This is a genomic window from Paenibacillus sp. y28 (genome assembly GCF_037137075.1).
Classification (GTDB): domain Bacteria; phylum Bacillota; class Bacilli; order Paenibacillales; family NBRC-103111; genus JBBBNV01.
In genome coordinates, this window is sequence record NZ_JBBBNV010000004.1 from 66,369 (window position 1) to 91,323 (window position 24,955).

At 53.3% G+C, this 24,955-nt stretch carries 20 protein-coding genes and 1 other annotated feature; of the genes, 18 read left to right on the forward strand and 2 right to left on the reverse strand.

Annotation, left to right across the window (positions count from 1 at the left end; all coding sequences use genetic code 11):
- Positions 1–116 precede the first annotated feature (116 nt).
- Positions 117–947 carry a divergent polysaccharide deacetylase family protein gene (locus tag WBG83_RS05870; protein WP_336743501.1) on the forward strand — a complete coding sequence of 277 codons (831 nt, stop codon included), beginning with the start codon at positions 117–119 and terminating at the stop codon, positions 945–947.
- On the opposite strand, the gene WBG83_RS05875 is transcribed toward WBG83_RS05870, so the two are convergent.
- Positions 907–1,614 carry an N-acetylmuramoyl-L-alanine amidase family protein gene (locus WBG83_RS05875; protein ID WP_336743503.1) on the reverse strand — a complete coding sequence of 236 codons (708 nt, stop codon included), beginning with the start codon at positions 1,612–1,614 and terminating at the stop codon, positions 907–909. The two genes, WBG83_RS05870 and WBG83_RS05875, sit on opposite strands and share 41 nt — an antisense overlap.
- 210 nt (positions 1,615–1,824) lie before the next feature.
- On the opposite strand from WBG83_RS05875, the gene lonB reads away from it, so the two are divergent.
- From lonB to hemL, 13 genes are all read left to right on the forward strand, one after another.
- Positions 1,825–3,531: an ATP-dependent protease LonB gene (gene lonB / locus WBG83_RS05880; protein WP_336743505.1), complete on the forward strand. Its 1,707-nt coding sequence runs from the start codon at positions 1,825–1,827 to the stop codon at positions 3,529–3,531.
- A 92-nt stretch (positions 3,532–3,623) separates the two neighbouring features.
- Entirely contained in the window at positions 3,624–6,020 is a 2,397-nt protein-coding gene (gene lon / locus WBG83_RS05885) for an endopeptidase La (protein WP_336743507.1), read from the forward strand.
- Positions 5,989–6,594, forward strand: coding sequence for a ribosome biogenesis GTP-binding protein YihA/YsxC (gene yihA / locus WBG83_RS05890; protein ID WP_336743509.1), 606 nt, complete (start codon positions 5,989–5,991; stop codon positions 6,592–6,594). Before lon ends, yihA begins: the two co-directional genes overlap by 32 nt.
- 341 nt (positions 6,595–6,935) lie before the next feature.
- Complete coding sequence (locus WBG83_RS05895; protein ID WP_336743512.1) at positions 6,936–7,436, forward strand: hypothetical protein; 501 nt, start codon at positions 6,936–6,938, stop codon at positions 7,434–7,436.
- A 214-nt stretch (positions 7,437–7,650) separates the two neighbouring features.
- Positions 7,651–8,238: a non-ribosomal peptide synthetase module gene (locus WBG83_RS05900; protein ID WP_336743514.1), complete on the forward strand. Its 588-nt coding sequence runs from the start codon at positions 7,651–7,653 to the stop codon at positions 8,236–8,238.
- Between the two features lie 331 nt (positions 8,239–8,569).
- Positions 8,570–8,971 (forward strand): adenosylmethionine decarboxylase, encoded by a 402-nt coding sequence (gene speD / locus WBG83_RS05905; protein WP_336743516.1) that lies wholly within the window; start codon positions 8,570–8,572, stop codon positions 8,969–8,971.
- Between the two features lie 283 nt (positions 8,972–9,254).
- Positions 9,255–10,673, forward strand: a complete 1,419-nt coding sequence (gene hemA, locus WBG83_RS05910) for a glutamyl-tRNA reductase (RefSeq protein WP_336743518.1) — start codon at positions 9,255–9,257, stop codon at positions 10,671–10,673.
- 8 nt (positions 10,674–10,681) lie between these two features.
- Positions 10,682–11,491, forward strand: a complete 810-nt coding sequence (gene ccsA / locus WBG83_RS05915) for a cytochrome c biogenesis protein CcsA (protein WP_336743521.1) — start codon at positions 10,682–10,684, stop codon at positions 11,489–11,491.
- A 197-nt stretch (positions 11,492–11,688) separates the two neighbouring features.
- Positions 11,689–12,330 (forward strand): precorrin-2 dehydrogenase/sirohydrochlorin ferrochelatase family protein, encoded by a 642-nt coding sequence (locus WBG83_RS05920; RefSeq protein ID WP_336743522.1) that lies wholly within the window; start codon positions 11,689–11,691, stop codon positions 12,328–12,330.
- A 95-nt stretch (positions 12,331–12,425) separates the two neighbouring features.
- The gene (gene hemC, locus WBG83_RS05925; protein ID WP_336743524.1) at positions 12,426–13,361 is read left to right on the forward strand and encodes a hydroxymethylbilane synthase; all 936 of its coding nucleotides are present in this window, start codon (positions 12,426–12,428) and stop codon (positions 13,359–13,361) included.
- Between the two features lie 65 nt (positions 13,362–13,426).
- The gene (gene cobA / locus WBG83_RS05930) at positions 13,427–14,956 is read left to right on the forward strand and encodes a uroporphyrinogen-III C-methyltransferase (protein WP_336743696.1); all 1,530 of its coding nucleotides are present in this window, start codon (positions 13,427–13,429) and stop codon (positions 14,954–14,956) included.
- Between the two features lie 75 nt (positions 14,957–15,031).
- The gene (hemB, locus tag WBG83_RS05935; RefSeq protein ID WP_336743526.1) at positions 15,032–16,027 is read left to right on the forward strand and encodes a porphobilinogen synthase; all 996 of its coding nucleotides are present in this window, start codon (positions 15,032–15,034) and stop codon (positions 16,025–16,027) included.
- Between the two features lie 121 nt (positions 16,028–16,148).
- On the forward strand, positions 16,149–17,447 hold the full coding sequence (hemL, locus tag WBG83_RS05940; RefSeq protein ID WP_336743528.1) for a glutamate-1-semialdehyde 2,1-aminomutase: 1,299 nt from the start codon (positions 16,149–16,151) through the stop codon (positions 17,445–17,447).
- A 270-nt stretch (positions 17,448–17,717) separates the two neighbouring features.
- Here hemL and WBG83_RS05945 read toward each other — a convergent pair whose 3' ends face one another.
- On the reverse strand, positions 17,718–19,265 hold the full coding sequence (locus WBG83_RS05945; protein ID WP_336743530.1) for a phosphodiester glycosidase family protein: 1,548 nt from the start codon (positions 19,263–19,265) through the stop codon (positions 17,718–17,720).
- A 141-nt stretch (positions 19,266–19,406) separates the two neighbouring features.
- Here WBG83_RS05945 and WBG83_RS05950 point away from each other — a divergent pair, with 141 nt between their 5' ends.
- The 4 genes from WBG83_RS05950 to WBG83_RS05965 all read left to right on the forward strand — a co-directional run bounded on the left by WBG83_RS05950 (position 19,407) and on the right by WBG83_RS05965 (position 24,910).
- Positions 19,407–19,562 carry a hypothetical protein gene (locus WBG83_RS05950; protein WP_336743532.1) on the forward strand — a complete coding sequence of 52 codons (156 nt, stop codon included), beginning with the start codon at positions 19,407–19,409 and terminating at the stop codon, positions 19,560–19,562.
- Positions 19,563–20,450, forward strand: a complete 888-nt coding sequence (locus WBG83_RS05955; protein ID WP_336743534.1) for an RluA family pseudouridine synthase — start codon at positions 19,563–19,565, stop codon at positions 20,448–20,450.
- Positions 20,451–20,551: 101 nt separating this feature from the next.
- On the forward strand, positions 20,552–21,763 hold the full coding sequence (locus WBG83_RS05960; protein WP_336743536.1) for a LysM peptidoglycan-binding domain-containing protein: 1,212 nt from the start codon (positions 20,552–20,554) through the stop codon (positions 21,761–21,763).
- 107 nt (positions 21,764–21,870) lie between these two features.
- Positions 21,871–22,092 (forward strand) — a binding site (T-box leader).
- 151 nt (positions 22,093–22,243) lie between these two features.
- A complete protein-coding gene (locus WBG83_RS05965) occupies positions 22,244–24,910 on the forward strand; it encodes a valine--tRNA ligase (RefSeq protein WP_336743538.1) in 2,667 nt (888 codons plus the stop codon).
- Positions 24,911–24,955 lie beyond the last annotated feature (45 nt).

Sequence of the window (24,955 nt, forward strand, 5' to 3'; positions counted from 1 at the left end):
TCCGAATGCTTCGGTTTTTTTATGCCCAGCATGTCATTTTCGGGGATATTTCGGTGAAATAGACGGATACTACTTCCAGTGCGATGTTTACATGCAGACGAAGGAGAGTGTTGTAGATGCGGACACGCAGGCTGCTGCTGTGCGCTGTGTTGCTGGCATTTTTGTGGAGTGGAAGCGGTTTGGTGGCTCAGCCGGTGCAGGCTGTGCAAGCCCCGGAGGAGAATCAGGAGCAGCAATCGCTTCCTGCCAAGCGGCTGGCGATTGTAATTGATGATTTCGGCAACGATATGCAGGGTACCAAGGAGATGATGGAGCTGCCCGTGCCGCTGACAGTAGCGGTTATGCCTTTTCTTCCTACAAGCCGCCGGGATGCGGAGTGGGCGCACCGGGTCGGCCATGAGGTGATTGTACATTTGCCGATGGAGCCGATGAAGGGCAAACGCAGCTGGCTTGGGCCGCAGGCCATTACAACGGATTTAAGCGATGACGAAATTCGCCGCCGTGTGCTTGGAGCCATTGAAGAAGTGCCTTATGCGGTAGGGATGAACAACCACATGGGCTCCAAGGCTACAGCCGACCCGAGAGTGATGCGCCTTGTTCTGGAAGTGTGCAAGGAAAAGGGGCTTTTTTATTTGGACAGCCGAACAACGGAAAAAAGTGTCGTCGCCTCCGTTTCCCGCGAGCTTGGGGTCCCGTATATTGAAAACGAGCTGTTTTTCGATTCCCAGTATACGACGGCCCATGTGCAAAAGCAGATGCGCAAGCTGAAGCAGTTTATTACCGATCACGATCGCGCTGTCATCATCGGTCACGTCGGACCGCCCGGAAAAATTACGTCCGCGGCCATCCTGCAGGAAGCCGAAGCGTTAAGCAAGCTGGCCAAGCTCGGACATGTATCGGAGCTCATCAAGACCGCGGCGAGTCAAAAAGAAGCAAATACCCGTTAATTCCGTCGGCCAGGACCTCGGCTAGAGCGTCCTGGCCGTGGGCTGTCGTCAGGAAGTTCCGGTCTCTGGCATTGCTAATAAATCCAAGCTCAACAATAACGGCCGGAATCCGGGTCCGGTTTAACAAATAATAAGGCTTGCCATATTGCACGGTCTCGTTCGTTTTATACAGCGTGTTCAAGCGCTGCTGTAGCAGAAGCGAAAGCATGTAGCTGGGCTGCGTATACTGATACAGTACGACCGGCCCGTTCGCGCTTTTTCGCTTCGACCAGTTGACATGAAGGCTGACCAGCATCCGGGGCTGAAGCGAGTCCGCCGCCAGCTTCCGCTGGGCTAAATCCCGGTTGTGGCGCGAAGCCTTGGCCCAGTGATTCTCCTCGCTCAAGGCGTAATCTCCGGTTCTGTTCAGCACGGGGTTCCAGCCTTGGGCGCGGAGATGGGCATACAGCTTTTGTGCGACTGCCAGATTGATGTCCTTCTCCAGAATGTCACTGAAGGTGCATCCGCCGTCCACACCTCCGTGACCGGCGTCGATCAGCACATCGGCGGTTGGATACAGAAGTCCGGCAGGCGCGGCGGAGGCCGTGTTTACCGGTGCTGCTGCGATGAACAGCAGCGCGAATAGTCCCAAATACATCAGCAGACGAGCCCTAACGAATGGTTTCAATACAGGTCAACTCCTGTGGCGCTTATTGGCGGTTGCCGCCTCCCTATTCAACACACTGTATAGAATGAACCAAAACCCGCCCGTTCATCACGCTTTGGGCTTCCACTACCTGCCTGAATGAATCCGCCTTGAAAAGTTGGGATGAACGGGTTAATGCCGGAAGGAAAGGGGAATAATGGCATGTATGATTGATTCGAGGAGGAGTGTAGGATGAGCCTGAATGTGGTACTGATGATCATCCAGGTGTTTTTTGCTGTAGTAATCGGCCTTTACTTTTTGAATTTGCTGCGCAACCAGCAGACGAACCGGACGGCGGTGGACCGGGAATCGAAGAAGGAGATGGATAAGCTCCGGAAGCTTCGTTCCATTTCGCTGACCAAGCCGTTATCCGAACGGACACGGCCTTCAACCATGCAGGATATCGTCGGCCAGAAGGAAGGGCTCAAAGCGCTGAAGGCCGCACTTTGCGGACCTAATCCGCAGCATGTGCTTATTTATGGCCCGCCCGGAGTCGGCAAGACCGCAGCGGCCCGCGTAGTTTTGGAGGAGGCCAAGCGCAACCCCGCTTCCCCGTTTAAGGGAGATGCCAAATTTACCGAGATTGATGCGACAACGGCCCGTTTTGACGAGCGGGGAATTGCCGATCCTTTAATTGGATCTGTGCATGATCCGATTTATCAAGGGGCGGGAGCGATGGGGGTAGCAGGTATTCCTCAGCCCAAACCCGGCGCTGTCACCAAGGCGCATGGGGGAATGCTGTTTATTGACGAAATCGGTGAATTGCATCCGGTCCAAATGAATAAATTATTGAAGGTGCTGGAGGACCGCAAGGTGTTTTTGGAGAGCGCCTACTATAATTCCGAGGATGGCAATATTCCCGGCTACATCCACGATATTTTTCAAAACGGGCTTCCGGCCGACTTCCGTCTTGTAGGTGCGACGACACGCACGCCGCAGGAAATTCCGCCTGCAATCCGATCCCGGTGCATGGAAATCTTTTTCCGTCCGCTGCTTCCGGGCGAGATTGGCCAAATTGCAGAAAATGCAGTGTACAAAATCGGCTTCCGCCCGAACCGGGCCGCGATTGATGTCGTAAAGAAATATGCGACGAATGGGCGGGAAGCGGTAAACATCATTCAGCTTTCGGCCGGGCTTGCCATCTCCGAGCATCGTGAAGAGCTGACCGCCGCCGATGTCGAATGGGTCGTCAATAGCAGTCAACTGGCTCCAAGACCGGAGAAGAAGATTCCGTCCGCGCCGCAAATCGGGCTGGTAAACGGACTGGCTGTCTATGGGCCGAACATGGGAACCTTGCTGGAAATCGAGGTGACTGCGACAAGGTCAGCTCCTGGAGAAGGAAAATACACCATAACAGGTGTAGTTGATGAAGAGGAGCTGGGGGGCGGGTCCAAAACCCTGCGCCGCAAAAGTATGGCCCGGGGCTCCATCGAAAATGTATTTACTGTTTTACGCCGGCTGCATATGGACCCTCAAAACTATGATTTGCACATCAACTTTCCCGGGGGGATTCCGATTGATGGTCCGTCGGCCGGTATTTCCATGGCGACCGCCATTACTTCCGCCATGCGAGGCATTCCGGTGGACAACAAAATCGCTATGACCGGTGAAATCAGCATTCATGGCAAGGTAAAGCCGGTCGGAGGCGTTGTTGCGAAGGTTGAGGCGGCTCTGCAGGCCGGAGCGACTCGTGTTATTATCCCGCGTGAGAATTGGCAGGAGATATTCAGCGGCATTCACGGAGTGGATGTCATCCCGGTTGATTCCGTAGAGGAAGCGCTATATCATGCTTTAGGCATTGAGCCTACGCAGCAGGATGTAAGCTCGGGTGTGAGCCCTGAGCTGCAGCTGCCTGCGACAGCCTCCGCCGTACCGCTTCAGATGGCCAAGCCGGAATAGATTCCGCGGGCGGCGGAGGGGTCCATTGGTTTTTATGGTCAACATTTGATACAATGGAAACACCGCAAGAAGAGTCGTTGGAGGTGCTGGACATGGGACCAAACAGAAATAGGGCACGGAAACTGCCTCTGCTGCCGCTTCGCGGGCTGCTTGTCTATCCGAGTATGGTACTCCATCTGGATGTCGGCCGGGAGAAATCGGTCAAGGCGCTGGAGAGGGCGATGGTGGAGGACAGCTTGATACTCCTCTGCTCCCAATCTGAAATTAATATTGAGGAGCCCACCCGGGAAGACATTTATCGAGTCGGGACCATTTCCAAAATCAGGCAAATGCTGAAGCTGCCGAATGGAACCATCCGTGTTCTCGTGGAAGGCATCACAAGAGCCGAAATCGTGGAATTTGCCGCGAATGACGAATATTATGAGGTCATGGTCAAGGAGCTGCATGAGGAAGAAACAGCGGCCCCCGAAATTCATGCGCTGATGCGCAGTGTGCTTAGCCAGTTCGAGCAGTATATCAATTTGTCCAAAAAAGTAACGCCGGAAACGATGGCTGCCGTCATGGACATTGATCAGCCGGGCAGGCTGGCTGATGTGATCTGCAGCCATCTTCCTTTAAAAATCAAAGATAAGCAGGAAATCCTGGAAACCTTCGGCGTTCGGGAACGTCTGGAGAAGCTTCTGGCCATGCTGAACAATGAGCGCGAGGTGCTGGAGCTGGAACGCAAAATCAGCCAGCGCGTCAAAAAGCAAATGGAGAAAACCCAGAAGGAGTACTATCTCCGCGAGCAGATGAAGGCGATTCAGAAGGAGCTTGGCGACAAGGAAGGCCGCGCCGGTGAGGTTGAGGAGCTGCGATCGCAGCTTGAAGAGGCTCAGATGCCGGACAAAGTGCGGGAAAAGGTCGAAAAGGAGATTGACCGTCTTGAGAAAATGCCGGCGACGTCGGCTGAAGGCGGGGTTATCCGCAATTATATCGACTGGCTGCTTGCGCTGCCGTGGACAAACAAAACCTTCGACGACCTGGATATCCACAATGCCGAAGTCATTCTGAATGAGGATCACTACGGTCTGGAGAAGCCGAAGGAGCGCGTGCTGGAGTACTTGGCGGTTCAGCAGCTCGTTAAGAAGCTAAAAGGGCCTATACTTTGCCTTGTCGGGCCGCCGGGAGTCGGTAAAACATCCATCGCCCGTTCTATTGCCCGCTCGCTTAACCGCAAGTTTATCCGGATTTCTCTGGGCGGGGTGCGGGATGAGGCCGAGATTCGCGGTCACCGCAGAACGTATGTCGGCGCGATGCCCGGACGCGTAATTCAAGGGATGAAGAGCGCCGGGACGAATAATCCGGTCTTTCTCCTTGACGAAATTGACAAAATGGCGATGGATTTCCGGGGAGATCCAGCGGCCGCGCTGCTGGAGGTTCTGGACCCGGAGCAAAACAGCACTTTTAGCGATCATTTTATTGAGCTGCCGTTTGATTTGTCCAATGTCATGTTCGTGACTACAGCCAATGCCGTCCACAATATCCCCCGGCCGCTGCTTGATCGGATGGAAGTGCTTTATATCCCGGGGTATACCGAGATTGAGAAGCTGCAGATTGCTTCCAACTATTTGATCAAGAAGCAGAAGGAAGATCATGGCTTGAAGGAAGAACAGCTGCAGGTGACGGAGGCCGCTCTTCAGCGTGTAATTCGTGAATATACGCGTGAAGCGGGTGTGCGGAATCTGGAGCAGCAGGTTGCTTCCCTCTGCCGGAAGTCGGCGCGTCAAATCGTGACGGAGCCGGGCAATCACATCGTGATTGATGCAGAGCAGGTGCCCGATTATCTCGGGCCAAGCAAATTCCGGTACGGCATGGCGGAGCTGGAGGACCAAATCGGCGCCGTAACGGGTCTGGCGTGGACAGAGGTTGGCGGCGATACGCTCGTTATCGAGGTCACCGTCTTGCCTGGCGCCGGCAAGCTGATGCTGACCGGCAAGCTTGGCGATGTGATGAAGGAATCGGCGCAGGCCGCTTTCAGCTATACACGAAGCCGGGCGGCGCAGCTCAAAATCCCCGAGGACTTCCATGAGAAGAACGATATCCATATCCATATTCCGGAGGGAGCGATTCCGAAGGATGGACCGTCAGCCGGGATTACGATTGCAACAGCGCTGATTTCTTCACTCACCGGGATGCCGGTGTCCAAGGAAGTGGCCATGACCGGAGAAATTACGCTGCGCGGCCGCGTGCTGCCTATCGGCGGCTTGAAGGAGAAATCCTTGGCCGCGCACCGGGCCGGAATCAAGAAGGTGCTGCTGCCGAAGGAGAATGAAAAGGATTTGCAAGATATTCCGGACAGTGTGCGAAACGAAATGACTTTTATTCCGGTCAGCCACATGGATCAGGTACTGGAGCATGCGCTGGTCGGAGAAATCGATTTCCTCACAACACCGATACAAGAAAGTGTGAACGAAGATGAAAGTGGATCAAGCCGAGTTTGTCATTAGTGCGGTCGGCCCGAGCCAATATCCTGAGGATGCCTTGCCGGAGATTGCTCTGGCAGGGCGTTCTAATGTTGGCAAGTCGTCGCTTATTAACCGTATGATTCAGCGCAAGGCGCTGGCGCGGACGAGCTCCAAGCCGGGCAAAACGCAAACCCTGAACTTTTACCGCATTAATTCCTCTTTATATTTTACCGATTTGCCGGGGTATGGCTATGCCAACGTATCTAAGGCGCAGCGCGAGAAGTGGGGTAAATTCATCGAGGAATACTTAATGACGCGCGAGCACCTGAAGCTGGTGCTGCTGCTCGTCGATTTGCGCCATCCCCCGTCCAAAGACGACCAGATGATGTACGACTGGCTGTGCCATTTCGATTTGCCGATTTGTGTTGTCGCTACCAAGGCCGATAAGCTGCCCAAAAACAGCTGGCCAAAGCAGCTCAAGCAGGTTAAGCAGACACTGCTGGTCCGCGCTGACCACCCTGTAGTGCTGTTCTCCTCCGAGCTTGGATTAGGTAAGGACGAGCTGTGGGGACAAATTTTCAAGCATGTGAAGCTGGCTGAAGAAGAAACGGAATAGTTCGCCGCTAGGCGGGGCTGTGTCCTCTTATAAGCCGTTTTTACGCTTTGAGCACGCCGCCGGCAAGTTGAACTGCGGAACCGTTCAGCGGAAGCAGGGGGGCCTGCACGGGGGTTTTAGAATCATGACGATGCTAATACACAGAAGCTTCCACCGCCATTAGAATGGGGTCTGGAAGCTTTTTTGCTATAATCATTTCTTTGAATCACGTGAAGGCTGATTCATTCAATAAAACGTGATGCGATTTCTATGATTTTCTCTTGACGCACTCCAAAACGAGGAGTACCATGAAAGAAATTTGTCTCTTGCTGCAGAGGCTTTGAGGAAAACCGGAGGGATTTATGGTATTAAAATCGCTTATTATCAGTTTGTATTTGCTTGGCGCGTATTGGGCTTCACTTCAATTTCCGGCACTGCACATGATTTTTTTTCCGACGCTCGGCGCGTTCTGCTATTTGTTCCTGACCCGCAAATATGATATGAAGGAAGTGTCGCGCATATCTGTAGGCGCGGTTGTTTCTTCCACATTCGGCAGCATCATGTACATGCTGGACTGGGGGCTGCCTGCTTTTTTTGTGACGTGCTTGATGACGATCTGGATGATTCGGCGTTGGCACTGGAATGCCCCGCCCATTGTGGCAGTGGCGCTTATTCCATTCTTTTCGCATCCCGCCCCGGTCTGGGGCTTCCCGCTTAGCGTATTGCTTGCATTGGCTGGGCTTCACGTGACCATTTGGCTGCTCCAGGCGGCCGATCACCCTCATCTTCCCCAATGGATGAAGCTGCTGGTGCACGGCAAAATTCCGGTTCCGGAGCAATCTTCCGGCGGTGCGAATCTGTAAAGCAGGGGAGAATGCCGAAAAAGTAAGCATCGAGCCCTGCGAATCCCCGAAGTTGCTGCGGGAAAGCGAGGATTTACTGTAATTTCCCGTGGTGTTCGCGGATAAATCCGATTTTTTTGAAATTTTGCTGATTTTCAAGGAAAATAAAACAGGAATGTCAAGGCTTCTTATAGTATAATAAGAGTGGGTGAAAAATAAGAATCGAGGGATTTTTATGGCTCAGCGGTTAGGGACCGAATACGTCAAAACCTGCTTGAACTTATCAGAAGCCGATTTAGGTCGTTTATTCAAGCTGTTCTCCGAAGAGAATGTGCAGCAAAGAGTTAAAGTTTTTGAAAATGGGAGTCAGGAAGTTGTTCTGCACGATGATGCCGGAGAAGAAATTGTGCTGGCCTTCGAGCGCAGGCATGGACGTTATGTATGCGAAGGCGCATGCAGGATGAAGAGCACGAAGCTGGTGAATGCCATGCGTAAAGCGGTAGCCGCTTTTAAAGGGGATGCTGTGGTCAGAAGGCATTATACAGGCTATCATATGGATTACGTCTATGCCGCAGGCAGTGTTGTCCGTATCACAGAGGTCAAGCAGGACGCCATTAAGCTGGTGTACGAGTACAAAGATACGCTTGGCCAACTGGAGCGCCTGTTTAACAAACGGGCTGCCGAACAGGAGATTACACTTGTGCAGCAGGATATTGATTTTTTGCTGGATCAGCGTAATTTGGTTACCGAGCCGGAGCGTATGCAGGAAATCGATGCAGAATTAACCCGGCTGACACACCGCTTGTTTGTGCTGGAAGCTTAACGGATTGTTAAATTTTTATTAAAATACGCGGGTCCTTTGCCGAGGCAAGGGGCTCTTTTTTGCATAAATACAAGCACCATCGGCCTTGAACGCGAATACAGTGAGTAGCGGAGCAACGGCCCGGCTTAGTTTTTGGGCGTGTCCCAAAAAAAACTATTGCAATTCTGCCCGATAGATGTTATTTTTATTTTCGTTGAAAACAATATAGGAACCAGGATTCACTCAGGACATGTGGATGTTGCGAGAGAGCGCGATTCCCTCGAGAAGTGAATGACGTAGGTCCTAGCGGATGAAATCCAACAATTTTATTCCTAGGAAGGGGGGCCGAAAGATGGAATATTCAACTTTCGGAAGACACGTTGCTGTAGATACTTGGGGTGTGAACTTTGAGTTTTTGAACAACGCAGAGTTCTTGCAAGCACATATGGTAGAGGCCGCTGAAGCTTGCGGTGCCACAGTGCTGTCGGTGCAAGCCAAACAATTCGAGCCTCAAGGGGCAACGGTACTTGTAATGCTGTCAGAAAGCCATATCTCGATTCACACGTATCCTGAGAGAGGATTCGCAGCTATTGATTGCTATACCTGCGGGGAGACAGTAGATCCTCAACTGGCGATCGATTACTTGGTTTCTGTATTGAAGCCGGAGAAAACGTATGCCAAAAAACTGATTCGCGGCTTGGGTGAAATGTCGGTTGTTGAACCGGAAATCAAACAGGCGGTATTGGTAAAATAAATAAACAAAACGGCCATGGACATATGTCCATGGCCATTTTGTTTATAATCAGGTCGGATTTATAAGTATATTTGCGTCGAATTATAAGAAAAATAGAAGATAGATAGCTCCCGGAAACAGAGAGACCGTGCTATAATAAAAAACAAACATTTGCACGGGTCGGCAGTGTATGAAGACGAAGCAGGCAAGGGTTGCTTTCATAAATTATACAAATTTACGTCCATGCGGATTTGTCGAACTGTGCTATAATGGACGAGACTAAAGGAAAGGCAGGTGATCCTATATGCATATTCTAGCTGTTGGGCTGAACTACAAGACTGCGCCAGTGGAAATTCGGGAGCAATTCGCGATTGCCGAGAATGAATTGCCGCTCGCACTGCAGCAGCTTAAGAATACTCCAAGCGTGTTGGAATGCGCGATCGTGGGCACCTGTAATCGGACAGAACTGTATGCCGTAGTTGACCGTCTTCCGCTTTGCGGCCAATCGTTACGCAGCTTCATGGAGAAGTGGTTCGGTGTTCCGAAGCAGGAAATGACACCGCATTTATACATTTATGAAGGTGATCAGGCGATTCGCCATTTGTTCCGTGTGGCAAGCGGGCTGGATTCGCTGGTTATCGGGGAGACTCAGATTCTAGGCCAGGTCAAGCATTCGCTTATGCTGGCACAGCAGGAGCGGACGACGGGCACGATTTTTAATACGTTGTTTAAGCAGGCGGTAACGATGGCCAAACGGGCCCATTCGGAAACCTCGATCGGCGAAAATCCGGTTTCCGTCAGCTACGCCGCCGTGGAGCTCGGGAAACGGATTTTCGGTGATTTTGCCCAAAAGACAGTGCTGATTATCGGCGCCGGCAAAATGAGCGAGCTAACGGCAAAGCACCTGTATGCGAACGGAGCTCAGAAGGTTATTGTCGCTAACCGGACGCTGCAGCGGGCCGAAGACCTTGCCGGCAAGTTTGACGGCCGCGCCTGTGGCTGGGAGGAGCTGCCGGCTGCTCTGGCGGAAGCCGACATTGTCATTAGTTCAACAGGCTCACGCCAGCAGGTTTTAACCTGTACCGAGGTCAAGGCTGCTATGCAGAGACGCAAATCGCGTCCGCTCTTCATGATTGACATCGCTGTACCACGCGACCTTGACCCGGCTATTGGTGATTTGCCGAATGTGTTCTTGTATGATATCGACGATTTGCAGATGATTGTGGAAAGCAATCTGAAGGAACGGCGCAAGGAGGCAATCAAAATCGACAAGATGATTGCAACGGAGATGGAGCAGTTTGACGCTTGGTATCGCACACTCGCCGTCACCCCGGTCATCCAGGCGCTGCAAAAGAAGGCGGGCGACATTCATCAGGAAACGATGGAGAGCCTGCTGCGTAAGCTTCCTGACCTGGATGAGCGCGAGATAACTGTTATTCGCAAGCTGACCAAAAGCATGGTAAACCAAATACTGCGTGATCCAATCGTGGGGATAAAGGAAATGGCTGAGAAGCGCAACGGCGCGCAAACCGTGGAAACCGTTACGAAGCTGTTCGCTCTTGAAGACGAGCTTGCCGGGCAGAAGAGGCAGCAGTCGAAGCCGGTAATGTATAATGCAATCGGCGAAGAGAAAGCAAAAGCAGCGGATTTGACATCTGCGGGCGAGCCGCAGCGGGCTGCTTATTCCGGAGCGGGTTTACAGCCGGTAAACGCTCAAGCCTAGGTGATACTATGACCAAAATGTGGCTGTATGACGCCATCATTTATATATATGCCCTGAGCCTGCTGTTTTATTTCTCTGATTACGTTCGGCCGAATCAGAGTGCAAAGCGGATGGGAACAGGGCTGCTTTTTATCGTTTGGCTGCTTCAGACTGTGTTCTTTGCAGTGAGAATCATTAAATTGTCCTATATGCCGGTCTTTACGCTATTCGAAACAGCGTTCTTCTTCTCGTGGCTGCTGGTAACGATTGCGCTTGCCTTGAACTGGTTCATGCGAATCGATTTATTAATGTTTTTTGTGAATGTAATCGGGTTCGGGGTATCCGTGTTCAACCTGTTCAGCAATAGTGACCTTGTGCCTACCCTGGCTCAGTGGGAGACTCGGGATGAGCTGCTGTTTATTCATATTACATTTGCCATTGCAAGCTATGTGGCGTTTTCCGTCTCGGCTGTTTTTTCTGCAATGTATTTGATATTGTTCCGCAGCTTGAAGGAGAAGCAGTGGTCCATGACGACCAAGCGTCTGCCGAGTCTGGAGAAGGTGGAGGGCTACACCTTCCGGGCTGCTGTTACCGGTCTGCCGCTGCTTATTGTCGCTTTGGCATTAGGCATCGTCGAGCTGCTGCTGCGAGAGGACATTTATTTGCTGCTTGATGCCAAAGTGTTTTATTCCATGCTGATTATTGGGGCGTACTCATTCTATTTGATTCAAAGAAAAACTCAAGAAGCGTCCGGGGCTAAGCTTTCCGGCTGGAATTTGGCGGCGTTTGTATTGGTGGCGACGAATATGCTGATTTCGGGCTTGTCGCGATTTCACTAAAAAAAGAAATGGCTTCATCGGCGTGAAGTCCGGGAGCAGGCTGCTTTCCGGCGGTTCGCTTATGAGATATATACGGCTGCATGCAGCCTTTTTTTATGACTAAGAAAGCGCTGCTTCGCATCCAGGCTGAATTCTTGTTCAGCCACACAACGGGAAAGGCCAAGGGTGCGAGGAGGCTCCGGAAGGGTGCGAGTGGGTTGGCGTATTATCCGATTATGATGGAGCTCGGCGGACAGCAGTGCGTCGTAGTCGGCGGCGGGACGGTAGCGGAGCGCAGGACGGCCGGCTTGCTGGAGGCCGGGGCAAGGGTGCGTGTTGTGAGCCCGGCCTTGACGGACACTTTATCTCGTTGGGCGGCTGTAGGCCAAATCGAATATTGGGGCAAGCGCTACGAAACGCAGGATGCTGCGGATGCGGTGCTCATTATTGCGGCTACGGACTGCCCGGAGACCAACCGGCAGGTAGGAGAGGATGCCCGGGTCCGCAGGCAGCTTGTTTGCCGGGCAGACCGGCCTGAAGCCGGGACATTCATCGTTCCGGGCTCTGTGCGCAGAGGAAGGCTCTTGCTGTCCGTCACCACAGGCGGGGCAAGCCCAGGGCTGACGGCGGCGATTCGTGATGAGCTGGCCGGGCACTACGGCGAAGATTATGAGAAGCTGACTGATTTACTGGCTGAGTATCGTATGAAGGTGCGTGAATATGTCAAAGATGCTGGTGAGCGGCAGAAGCTGCTTCGCTGCGCCGCGCCTGCCGATTGGCGGACCATGCTGGAACAGAAGGGCTTGAGGGAATACAGCGCGAAGCTGCAAACGCTCATTAATGGGCTGGAGAAGCACTAGAATGTCAAGCCAAAGAGAAAATTGACCGTGGAACACAGGCTCCGATAACTGACGCGGAGCTTTTCCAAGCGGATTACTTGCGGAGGTACATACATATGCGCACTATTGTTGTAGCGACAAGACAAAGCCAGTTGGCGCTGACACAGACCGGCCATGTAGTTGAGCGGCTGAAACAAATTTGCCGGGAGGCAGGTTGGGACTATACATTTGAGCTGAAAAAAATCGTCACGAAGGGCGATCGCATTTTGGATGTGACCTTATCCAAGGTAGGCGGCAAGGGATTGTTTGTCAAAGAAATCGAGCAGGCCCTTATTGACAGGGAAGCGGATATGGCCGTGCACAGTATGAAGGATATGCCGAGCGAGCGTCATGAAGGACTGATTATTGGCGCTGTACCGGAGCGCGAAGATGCGAGGGATTGTATCATTACCCGGCACGGCGGCGGCGTGGACGGGCTGCCTCAGGGCGCAAGAGTAGGGACAAGCAGCCTGAGGCGAATGGCGCAGCTGAAGCTGCTTCGGCCGGATCTGGATTTGGCGTCTGTTCGCGGAAATATCGATTCCCGAATCCGCAAGCTGGAAGCGGGGGAGTACGATGCGATTTTACTTGCTGCGGCCGGATTACATCGGATGGGCTGGCAGGATCGCATTGATGCCTATTTGTCGCCGGAGCAGTGTTTACCTGCAGTCGGACAAGGCGCGCTGGGGATTGAGTGCCGGGAGAACGACAGCATCATGAGGGAGCTGCTGGAACGCCTCCATCATGCACGGACCGCCTTGACAACGACGGCTGAACGGACATTTCTGGCAAGGCTCAATGGGGGCTGCCAGGTTCCGATCGGGGCACATGCCGTTTTGGAATCCAATGGCGCTGTACGGTTAACCGGACTTGTTGCTGCTCCTGACGGGTCTTCTATGCTTAAGGAAATGGTCACGGGGACAGACCCGGTACAGCTTGGCAACGATTTGGCCGAGGCGTTAATTGCCCGTGGGGCGGATCGACTGCTTGCAGAAGTGGAAATTGGGGGGTAACCAGGGTGGCGGAGAATCAGGAAGCGGAATCAAACAGCAATCTGGCACAAGGGACAGATCACGGCATTCCTAAAGGAAAGGTGTACCTTGTCGGGGCAGGACCGGGCGATCCGAAGCTGATTACGGTGCGGGGCCTTGAAGCGATCCAAAAAGCGGACGTAGTCGTTTATGACCGTCTGGCCAGTCCTCGTCTGCTTCGTCATCTAAAGGCCGGCGCCGAGAAGATTTATGTAGGCAAGCTGCCGGATCGGCATACGCTGCGGCAGGAAGTCATCAATCAGATGCTCGTCGATCTTGCTCTGCAGGGTAAAACGGTTACTCGTCTGAAGGGCGGCGACCCGAGTATATTCGGACGTGTAGGGGAAGAAGCGGAGCTGCTTGCCGACCACGATATCCGGTTCGAGATTATACCCGGAATTACTTCCGCGATCGCAGTGCCGACGTATGCGGGTATCCCTGTAACCCACCGGGACTTCACATCGTCTCTGGCTATTGTTACAGGCCATGAATGCCCTCAGAAGCAGGACAGCAGCATCAATTGGGAGAAGCTGTCGACCGCGACAGGCACCCTTGTTTTTTTAATGGGCGTCAGTAATTTGCAACTGATTTGTAATGTTCTTATGGAGCAGGGGCGCGATCCTGAAACCCCGGTGGCGATTATCAGGTGGGGCACTACCATGGAGCAAAAAACAGTCGTGGGTACGCTGCAAACGATTGTGGAGTTGGCTCAGCATGCGGGTATGCACTCCCCCGCCATTATTATTGTCGGTGAAGTCGTGCGTCTCCGGGACAAGCTTTCCTGGTTTGAGACGAGGCCGTTGTTCGGCAAGCGTGTTCTTGTCACTCGGGCTCGCAGCCAGGCTAGTGAATTGGTGGAGCGGATTGATGATCTCGGCGGGGAGTCCATTGAATTCCCGGTCATTGAAACCCGAGTACCCCAGGACGAAGCGAAGCTCCGGAGCCTGGATGAGGCGCTGCATTCGCTGTCCAGGTTTGATTGGGTTATGTTTACGAGTGTAAACGGTGTGGATTACTTTTTCCGCCGTCTGCGGGAGCTGAACGTCGACATCCGTACGATGCACAAGGCCAAGGTTGCCGCGGTAGGTCCCAAGACGGCAGAGTCGCTTCTGGATCGGGGAATTGTCGCGGAAGTGCTGCCGGCGAAATTTCAGGCGGAAGACTTGCTTGATGCGGTGAAGCCGCAGCTGCAGCCCGGCCAGCAGGTCCTGCTTCCTAGAGCGGATATTGCGCGCAAGATGCTGCCGATCGAGCTTCGCGAGCTGGGGCTGCATGTTACGGAAATCGATGCTTATGAGACCGTCGTCGTTCAGGACTATGCAGCAGAGGCAGTGGAGCTTTTGCAATCAGGCCAAATCGATATCGTTACGTTTACAAGCTCTTCTACTGTAACGAATTTATTGCAGGTGCTTGAGGCAGCGGGTGTGGAAGCGCCTGTCCAGCTGCTTGCCGGTATTCGGACGGTCTGTATCGGTCCGGTAACGGCGCAAACGGCGCGGGATGCCGGTTTACAGGTTCATCAGGTCGCGGCGGAAGCCACCATTGACTCCATGATTCAGGCACTCGTTTCCGAATAGTAAGTAGGCTATAGACGACTTTTGCCCTTTTCCATTTTCTTATATTTTCTACATTGCTGATAGGGAGGAATCATCATGAGTTTTCCAAATATACGTCACCGCCGTCTGCGGACGAGCGCAGCGCTGCGTAACTTAGTCCGGGAAACTACACTCCACGTTCACGATTTGATATACCCCCTTTTTGTAACCGAAGGGACGGGAATTAAAGAGGAAATCTCCTCCATGCCGGGCGTATATCATTTTTCGCTGGACAATATGGCCGCAGAGCTGGAAGAGGCTGCTGCACTGGGCATTCAGGGGATTTTGCTGTTTGGCGTGCCGAGCCATAAGGATGCGGTCGGAACCTCCGCTTTGGAGGAAGACGGAATTGTACAGCGCGCTACCCGGGAGATTAAACGTCTGCATCCGGATATGCTGGTGATCGCGGACACATGCTTATGCCAATTCACGGATCATGGGCATTGCGGCATTATTCATCATAATGAGCACACCGGCTGTACTGAAATTGACAATGATGCCTCGCTGGAGCAGCTGGTCAAAACTGCTGTTTCCCAAGCGAAGGCGGGCGCGGATATTATTGCCCCATCGAATATGATGGACGGCTTTGTCAGCGCTATCCGCGCCGGACTGGATGCAGCAGGGTTTGAGAATGTGCCGATTATGAGCTATTCTGTCAAATACGCTTCATCGTTCTACGGTCCGTTCCGGGAAGCCGCGCATTCCGCTCCGCAGTTCGGCGACCGCAAAACGTACCAAATGGACCCGGCCAATGCCCGTGAGGCGTTGCGCGAGGCCCAATCGGATGTCGAAGAGGGAGCAGACATGCTGATGGTGAAGCCGGCTTTGGCTTATATGGATGTCATTCGTACCCTCCGCGATCAGTTTGATTTGCCGATAGTGGCTTACAATGTAAGCGGGGAGTATTCCCTGGTGAAGGCTGCAGCCGCTAACGGCTGGATTGATGAAAAAGCGGTGGTGCTTGAGATGCTGACGGGCCTGAAGCGTGCCGGCGCTGACATCATTCTTACGTATTTCGCCAAGGATGCGGCGCGCTGGCTGCAAGGGAAATAAACATAGAACAACAACGGGGAACTGCTGGGATTCCGGTAGTCCCCGTTTGGATTTTTTCCGATTGCCCGTTTCCTACAGCTGTCTATACTTGTGTTTGCCGAATAATGGAGGGTGACAATAAATGAATCTAGACAATATTCGTAAGGATGATCGTTCGAAGGCGGCTTTTGCTGAGGCGAAAAAAGTGATTCCCGGCGGTGTGAACAGTCCGGTTCGTGCCTTCAAATCCGTCGGCCTGACACCGATGTTTATCGAAAAAGCCCAAGGGTCCAGACTGTACGATATCGACGGAAATGTATTTATTGATTACATCGGCTCCTGGGGGCCTCTCATTATGGGACATGCCCACCCGGAGGTAGTCGCTGCGATTCAGCGGACGGCGGCGCTAGGCACCAGCTTCGGCGCACCGACAGAACTGGAAACCGAAATGGCTAAGCTCGTCTGTGAGCGGGTCCCGTCGGTTGAAGTGGTTCGTATGGTCAACTCCGGCACGGAGGCGACGATGAGCGCATTGCGCCTGGCACGGGGGTATACCAAACGTTCCAAAATTCTGAAGTTTGAAGGCTGTTACCACGGGCATGCCGATTCCTTGCTTATAAAAGCAGGATCAGGCGTGGCAACCTTAGGATTGCCTGATAGCCCGGGTGTACCTGAAGGCGTGGCGTCCAACACGATTACAGTCCCGTACAACGATTTGGAATCGGTTCAAGTTGCGTTCCAAACGTACGGGGAGGATATTGCAGCTGTAATTGTAGAGCCCATTGCAGGCAACATGGGTGTGGTTCCGCCGCTGCCCGGTTTTCTGCAGGGTCTCCGCGACATCACAACAAAATACGGAAGCCTGCTCATTTTCGATGAAGTCATGACCGGCTTCCGGGTCGGCTATTACTGCGGACAGGGGCTTTTCGGCATTACACCGGATTTGACCTGCCTTGGCAAGGTCATCGGCGGGGGGCTGCCTGTCGGCGCCTATGGCGGCAAACGGGAGATTATGGAACAAATCGCGCCTGCAGGTCCGATTTATCAGGCCGGCACTTTATCGGGCAATCCGCTGGCCATGATTGCCGGATACACCACGCTGAAGCTGTTGACTCCGGAGGTATATGCCGATTTGGAACGCAAGGGAGCACGGCTGGAGGAAGGCTTCCGCAAAAATAGCGCCGAGCTTGGCGTGGCCAGCACGATTAATCGTATCGGTTCCATGGTGTGTCCATTCTTTACGGAGCATGAGGTAATCAACTATGAAACCGCCAAATTGTCTAATTTGCAGCAGTTCAATAACTATTTTGCCGCACTGCTGGATCTTGGCATCAGCGTAGCCCCATCCCAATTTGAGGGCATGTTCATCTCGGCTGTACATAGTGACGATGATATTGAACAAACCATTGCAGCCCATTATGAGGCGTTGAAGCGCTTGTAATCCCGGCAGGTTCGAGAATTAAGCTGCTCGTATTACCAACTAGCTGCGGGCGTGACAAGCTCATAAGGCGACAGCTGTATGCATTCGCTGTGAGCATTTGAGCCATTGCGGAAGCAGCTTGAAGGCTGTCTTCCCAGCAGCTTTAAACTGCGGGGGAGACAGCCCTTTGTGTAAATCTTTGTGTGGTGTGAGTCTTTTCGCAAACATGGCATGATTTCTAAAAAAAGAATCTGGTTCCATCCCCTAAGGGTGAAACCAGATTCTTTGTATTTATTGTGTTTTGGAGGCCGAAGCTCCAGTTGTGGCAGTTGGTGTTGGCGCCGGCGTCGGTGCTGGGCTTGGAGTCACTGTGGGTGCAGGCTTAGAAGTACCTGTGCTGCTCCCTGCTTCCGGTGTCGGCTTGACGGCGCTATCGGTAGTAGCAGGCGAACTGCCTCCATTTTGCGCCTCACCCGCGGTTCCGCCGGGCTTCGAAGCGCCGGTCTGGGTTTCCTTTTCCGAGTTTCCGGCTGAAGCTGCAGGCTCCGGTGCTTTGGCGGGAGCTTCGGTCGAAGTCCCGGTACCATTTCCGCTGCCTGTACTTGCTCCGGTAGCCGGCGTTGTTGTTTTGGACGGGCTGGTTGCTTTGGCATCATCCGTTTTCGGTGAAGAGGAAGCCGCTGGAGCTGGCGTTGCCTTCGGCTTGTTGGCCTGCTGCGCCTTCAACTGGGCTTGTTCCCGTAAGAAGTCCGGATGATCATAAGCGCCGCCAGCATCAATTTTCGTTAATCCTTCCCACACACTTTCCACGACTACAGAGTCCGGATCATCATACACGAGGAATCCGGATGGCAGCCTGCGTTCGCCATAACGGCTGGAGGGCTTTGTAATGAGCTGATTGTTCCACACAAGCTCCGAAGACGCGCCGCCGTCCAGAAGCCCGGCATTAACTGCGCCTTCCTCCATGAGCACATCTTGTACTTCCTTCAGAGTTGCGCCCACGCTGGAGGTTTGCCGGCCGTCGATAACCACAAACAGCACGGTTCCGTCTGCTTTTTGACCGACTGCTGTTCTTGGGGCACGGCCCCAGCCTCCGTCACCGGTCGTAATTTGAGGCTTTCCGTTGGCAATGAGCCGTGGCGCGAGGAAAGAGACAGCTTCCTTCACATGCAGCCCGCGCATTTCGTTCAAGCTGTATTTGCCGACCACCAGCGTGCCTTCATTTGTAAAGCCGACAATATTTTGAGCGGTATCCGCATCAGCGTCCGTATAGAGCGGCTTGAAGTTGGACATGATAATGCCGATAGGGGCAAAACCATTCCCTAGACCATCCGGGTCGATAAAGCCGCCCCCGTTAATGCCGGCAACCGCCCCGGTGCGTTCAGCCATGGAACTGATGCGTTCCCCTTCCCCTTGCTTGTTGGGAACGACAACCCTTACCGATAACGGGTCGTATACATACATCAGCTTTCCTTTCCAGAACGTACCCGAGATGTCCTTGACAGACACAAGCTCATCAAGCGCCCGCGGGGTCCGGTTATGGTGAATCAAGCCAAAGTTTTGTTTTTCTTTCGTTGTATCGTCCGCGCTGCTGTGGATTTGACTAACCATCCAGTCGCGCTTTTCTTTGCCGACCACGATCCAGGCCCAATCCCTGTGCTGCGTCGTAATAACCGTATCCGCCATAAATTCGCGAATGATTTGTCCGGGCGGAGTTAAATATAAGAAGCTGGAGGTCATGAAAATAAGCACCCAGAAAACCATAAGTCCTTTTTTGGGAATACTCCACCCTCTAAACTGCCTCCAGGCGGTTCCCCACCACTGTACTGCTGCGTTCAAGCCAATTTCTCCTCCTCACGAAGAAATCTCATCAAATTTCACAACCTATATCATAGCATATTTTGTTTTGAAATGCTGTGGTATTTTACAACATGCAATCTTTTTAGATACAATGAATCCATAGGGAATCTGGAAGATTACATGAAGCTGGCGGTGAACGGATTGAAGCGTTATTATTTTTTTGATTTTCCTTTTGATTTATGGCTTGTCATCGGTGCGGCCACGATGGCTTATTTGCTAATCATGCTGGTCGTTTATCGTAACACTTCGTTAAAGTCAAAGGGGAAGCGAAATTAAGTGAAGGCATCGGTTAAAGGGGAATGGCTGGAGCTGCTTCATTGGAGAAATTCCAAGGAACCGCTCCCGTCCGGGCTTGAGCCTGCCGCAGAGCTTGCGAAGCGGATGAATTGGCCTGAGAACTATTTGGTAAAATTGCTGCGGCAGGGGGAGCTTCGGTTCAAAGGACCGCGGGCTCTGCTTCATGTGCTTCAGCCTGAGGAGCCGGGCTTTGCGCCGGATTGGACGCTGCCGGAAGTGCTGTATGAGGATGAATGGTGCATGGTTGTTTACAAGCCTGCGGGCATCTCGGTTCATCCTGCTGAACCCGGCCAGGACGGAACGCTTGCCAACCGCGTCGCCGGTTATTTGCTCCATACGGGGCAGCCTCGGGCTGTCCGGCACATTCACCGGTTGGATAAAGAAACGAGCGGTCCGGTCTTGTATGCCAAGCATGCGCTTGCCCATGCGGTTCTGGATGAGGCGATGCGGGAGAAGCGAATCGTCCGCGAGTACGCCGCCTTGGTTCAAGGCACGCCCTCCCCGCGAAAGGGAACAATCCGCGCCGGTATCGCCAAGGACCGCCACGTAAGCGGCAAACGGCGTGTTTCACCCGCAGGGGATGCGGCGGTTACCCATTATGAGGTCGGTCAAACGTTTGACCGTACCAAATCTAGTCTTGTCCGGCTGCGGCTCGAAACGGGGCGGACGCACCAAATTCGGGTCCATCTTAGCTCCATGGGGCACCCGCTTCTCGGCGACAAGCTCTACGGGGGGAGCACGGACTATATCAGGAGACAGGCTTTGCATGGCGAGCGGATTATTTTCGCACACCCCCTGACAGGGGAACAAATCGAAATCGAAGCCCCATTTCCGGCGGAGCTTCAGCAGCTTCTCTTAAAATTATAGTCATGGCGCGGCCTCTCCTCCCATATACATGGTAGAGACATGAACAGGTAACTTGTAGACAACCGGTACAGTCAAACCTGGTTTGAGGGGAGGAGAATGGGTTGACCGACAAGCAATCCGGATTGCGATTTGATATTTATGAACGCGTACACTTGCCGGAAGCGGCAAGCAGCATTGCCGAATTGGAAGAGGTGGAGCTTGTTCCGCATATTCAGGCGTCGGTAGAAGGGGACCAAGCTGTATTACGGGGGTATTTGCTGCTTGCCGGTACATACACAGCAGGAGGGGAGACCAGACCTGATTCCAGGGAGGTGCTGGAGCACACCATCCCCGTGGAAATTACACTTCCGCAAAGCCGTGTGCACAGCTTGGACAACATTTCTGTCAATATTGAGCAGTTTGATGTGGATATTCTCTCCAGCCGCAGCTTGAATGTTACCGGAGTGCTGTCACTGAGCGGCATCTCGGTGGCTCCGGCACGGACGGACCCGTGGCAGGAGGAAATTGTGTTCGTGCATGAGCCCGAACAGGAGCCGCTCCATGGGGCGTACCGCGTAGACCAATTCCCGGATGAAGCGCCGTCTTTCCAAGCTGAGGAAATCATTGAGGAAACGGCCGAACGGGTTGAACCGGTCCCGAAGCCGCAGCCAAAACCCCAGGTTATGCCTGAGCCTGAGCCGGTGAAGCCGCCTGAGATTGCGGTTCCAATCCCGGAATTCAAGCCAGAACCAAAGCCAGAACCAAAGCCAGAACCAAAGCCGGAGCCGATCCTGAAGGCAGAGCCAGAGCATAAACCGGAACACAAACCGGAGATGAAGTCTGCGTTCAAGCCGGAGCATAAGCCTCACGAAAAGCCGGAAGCCGCCGAAGAGAAGCTGAACGTGCAACAATACAATGCTCCTGATATTGTTCAGCCGGTGTCTGAGGAAGCGCCTGTGGAAAAGAAGGAGCCGAAGGTCGAATTTGGCAAAAAAGGCGCAGAGCCTGTCAAAGAGAAGAAATTTGATTTCAAATCGTTATTTCAACGGGCCGGAGGAGCGACCGTACTGGAGGCTCCGAGCAGCGAGGAGGCCGCACATGCGGAGGCAATTGCAGCGGGAAGCCGGGAGTCTGTAGCGTGGAAAAAGCTGTTTCTTGGCTCGCAGCAGGATGTGCAGCAATTTCGCAAGGTGAAGATGTGTATTGTGCAAAAGGAAGAAACGTTGGAAACGATCGCGGAGCGTTATTCGCTTAAAGCGCAGGAAATCCAGCTTTATAACCGTTTGTCCAGTCAGGAAATCAATGAAGGCCAGGTCTTATATATTCCCACATAATGAGCGGCAGCGGCCCCTTTTTCTTCGGTATGAAGAAAAGGGGCCGCTGCCTTTGTGGCAGGATTTGACGGATGCGCTAATGTTCGCTATCATATAGAGAACATGTGAAAAAAGCGTTGAACGGGAAGAGTAGACAGTGAACCCTACAGAGAGTGGAGCCCTTGGGTGGAAGGCCCCGCAGGATGTAACTGGCCGAACGTCGCCCAGGAGCTGTCCGCAGTCTGCGGGCCGGTTGCAGCCGTTATCTGTTTGAGTGTCGTTTATGTCCGAAGCAGGAGCCATAGGCGAAATAAAGGTGGTACCACGGAAGCGATCCTTTCGTCCTTTGCGGCGGAAGGTTTTTTTTGCATTTTTGCTGAAATAGGAGACTGATTTGGGAATGATTCGCAGCGGAGGCTGCGGGTAAAGAGTCCTTGGCGGCAGCACTCTGCGGCGGGACGGCTTTATTTTTGGGGATTATTTTAGGAGGGGTAACGAAAGATGTCAGAACAAGAACAGAAGCAGCCGCAAACGGCAATGCCAACAACGTATGATCCGAAGACGGCCGAGGCGAAATGGTATGAATACTGGCTGAAAAGCAACGTGTTTGAAGCAGGAAAGCGTCCGGATGCCGAGACGTATACCATCGTCATTCCGCCGCCGAATGTAACGGGGATGCTGCACATCGGGCATGCGCTCGATTTTACGCTCCAGGATATTTTGATTCGTACAAAGCGGATGCAGGGCTTTGATGCGCTCTGGCTGCCGGGGTCGGACCACGCCGGAATCGCAACCCAAACCAAGGTGGAGCAAAAGCTGCGCGAGGAAGGCGTTTCCCGCTATGATTTAGGCCGGGAGAAGTTTTTGGATAAGGTTTGGGAATGGAAGGAATTGTATGCCAATACGATTCGCGAGCAATGGGCCAAAATGGGCTTTTCGCTCGACTATTCCCGCGAGCGGTTTACTCTTGATGAAGGGCTTTCCAAGGCTGTGCGCGAAGTATTTGTCCGGCTTTATGAGAAGGGCCTGATTTACCGGGGCAAGTATATTATTAACTGGGACCCTGCCGCACGTACGGCGCTGTCGGATATTGAGGTCGAATACAAGGAAGTTCAGGGCGCGCTCTATCACTTGAATTATCCGCTTAAGGACGGCAGCGGCTTCATTACGGTTGCTACCACCCGTCCGGAGACGATGCTTGGGGATACAGCGGTTGCAGTACATCCGGAGGATGAGCGTTATAAGCATCTGATCGGCAAAATGCTGGTGCTTCCGATTATCGGCCGCGAAATTCCGGTTGTCGGCGACGAGTATGTCGATAAGGAATTCGGCAGCGGTGCGGTGAAGATTACGCCTGCGCATGACCCGAATGACTTCGAGGTCGGCCGCCGCCATGATCTGCCGCAGGTGCTCGTTATGGACGAATCGGGCAAAATGAACGAAAACGCCGGCAAATATCAGGGCCTGGACCGCTTTGACTGCCGCAAGCAGATTGTCAAGGACATGCAGGAGCTGGGTGTGCTTGCCCGCATTGAGGAGCATGTGCATCAGGTAGGACACAGCGAGCGAAGCGGAGCCGTAGTCGAGCCGTATTTGTCCACACAATGGTTCGTAAAAATGAAGCCGCTGGCCGATGCCGCAATTGAAGCGCAAAAATCGGGCAAAGGCGTTCATTTTGTGCCGGACCGTTTCGAGAAAATTTATTTGCACTGGATTGAAAATGTCCGCGATTGGTGTATTTCCCGTCAGCTGTGGTGGGGGCACCGGGTTCCGGCGTGGTACTGCGAATGCGGCGAGCTGATTGTTTCGTGTGAGGAGCCGGCGGCATGCCCGAAATGCGGAGGCACCCACTTGCGCCAGGATGAAGACGTTCTGGATACATGGTTCAGCTCGGGGCTGTGGCCGTTCTCCACGCTCGGCTGGCCGGAAGACAGCGAGGATCTGAAACGCTTCTATCCGACCGATGTGCTCGTGACAGGCTACGATATTATTTACTTCTGGGTGGCCCGGATGATCTTCACCGCGCTGGAATTTACGGATCAAATTCCGTTCAAGGACGTGCTCATCCACGGTCTGGTCCGCGATTCGGAAGGCCGCAAGATGTCCAAGTCGCTCGGCAACGGTGTTGACCCGCTGGAAGTGATTGAGAAGTATGGCGCCGATGCAATGCGGTACATGATTTCTACCAGCAGCACCCCTGGACAGGATTTGCGCTTCCGCTGGGAGCGGGTTGAGCAGGCGCGTAATTTTGCCAACAAGATTTGGAACGCTTCGCGCTTTGCGCTGATGAATATGGAAGGCTTCACTGCGGCTGACATCGACCTCAGCGGCGATCTGTCCGCGGCAGACCGCTGGATTCTGCACCGTCTGAACGAGACGGTCCGTGATGTGACGCGCTTGATTGATACGTATGAATTTGGGGAAACCGGGCGTCTCTTGTACAATTTTATTTGGGATGACCTGTGTGACTGGTACATTGAGCTGGCGAAGCTGCCGCTTTACGCCGGCGATGCTGCGGCCAAGAAGACGACGCAATCGGTGCTTGCCTATGTGCTGGATAACACCATGCGCTTGATTCATCCGTTCATGCCGTTTATCAGTGAGGAAATTTGGCAGCACCTGCCGCATCAGGGCGACACAATCGTGCTGGCGGCATGGCCTGCAGCCGAGGCTCGTTTCGAGGCGCCTGACGCGGTGCGCGAAATGTCGCTTCTGATGGACACGATTCGTTCCGTGCGCAATATCCGGGCAGAAGTGAATGTGCCGATGAGCAAAAAAATCGAGCTGTTGATTAAAGCCGACAGCGCGGAGACACTGGCTGCACTCCAGCGCAGTGAAGTGGCGCTGACCCGGATGTGCGGAACGTCGAAGCTTGAAATCGGGACCGGTATTGCCGCGCCTGACAAGGCGATGTCCGCGGTTGTCAGCGGAGCAGAGCTGTTCTTCCCGCTGGCAGGGCTTATCGATATCTCGCAGGAGATCGCGCGCCTGGAAAAAGAGCTGGCCACACTGAATGCCGAGGTGGAGCGGGTCGAGAAGAAGCTGGCGAATGCCGGTTTTGTCGCTAAAGCGCCGGCCAAGGTCATTGAGGAAGAAAAGGCCAAAATGCAGGATTATGCTGAAAAACGCGACAAGGTACTCGCGCGGATTAGCGAATTGAAGGGGTAAACGTCAATGCCGCCTTCGGGCGGTATAAGCGGAAGGAAGCGAAGA

Coding starts and splice junctions, on each gene's coding strand:
- yihA (WP_336743509.1), top strand. CDS start 5,989: ATGAAAGTGGATCAAGCCGAGTTTGTCATTAGTGCGGTCGGCCCGAGC.
- hemA (WP_336743518.1), top strand. CDS start 9,255: ATGCATATTCTAGCTGTTGGGCTGAACTACAAGACTGCGCCAGTGGAA.
- hemL (WP_336743528.1), top strand. CDS start 16,149: ATGAATCTAGACAATATTCGTAAGGATGATCGTTCGAAGGCGGCTTTT.
- WBG83_RS05870 (WP_336743501.1), top strand. CDS start 117: ATGCGGACACGCAGGCTGCTGCTGTGCGCTGTGTTGCTGGCATTTTTG.
- hemC (WP_336743524.1), top strand. CDS start 12,426: ATGCGCACTATTGTTGTAGCGACAAGACAAAGCCAGTTGGCGCTGACA.
- speD (WP_336743516.1), top strand. CDS start 8,570: ATGGAATATTCAACTTTCGGAAGACACGTTGCTGTAGATACTTGGGGT.
- WBG83_RS05950 (WP_336743532.1), top strand. CDS start 19,407: ATGAAGCTGGCGGTGAACGGATTGAAGCGTTATTATTTTTTTGATTTT.
- hemB (WP_336743526.1), top strand. CDS start 15,032: ATGAGTTTTCCAAATATACGTCACCGCCGTCTGCGGACGAGCGCAGCG.
- lonB (WP_336743505.1), top strand. CDS start 1,825: ATGAGCCTGAATGTGGTACTGATGATCATCCAGGTGTTTTTTGCTGTA.
- WBG83_RS05965 (WP_336743538.1), top strand. CDS start 22,244: ATGTCAGAACAAGAACAGAAGCAGCCGCAAACGGCAATGCCAACAACG.
- ccsA (WP_336743521.1), top strand. CDS start 10,682: ATGACCAAAATGTGGCTGTATGACGCCATCATTTATATATATGCCCTG.
- lon (WP_336743507.1), top strand. CDS start 3,624: ATGGGACCAAACAGAAATAGGGCACGGAAACTGCCTCTGCTGCCGCTT.
- WBG83_RS05900 (WP_336743514.1), top strand. CDS start 7,651: ATGGCTCAGCGGTTAGGGACCGAATACGTCAAAACCTGCTTGAACTTA.
- WBG83_RS05895 (WP_336743512.1), top strand. CDS start 6,936: ATGGTATTAAAATCGCTTATTATCAGTTTGTATTTGCTTGGCGCGTAT.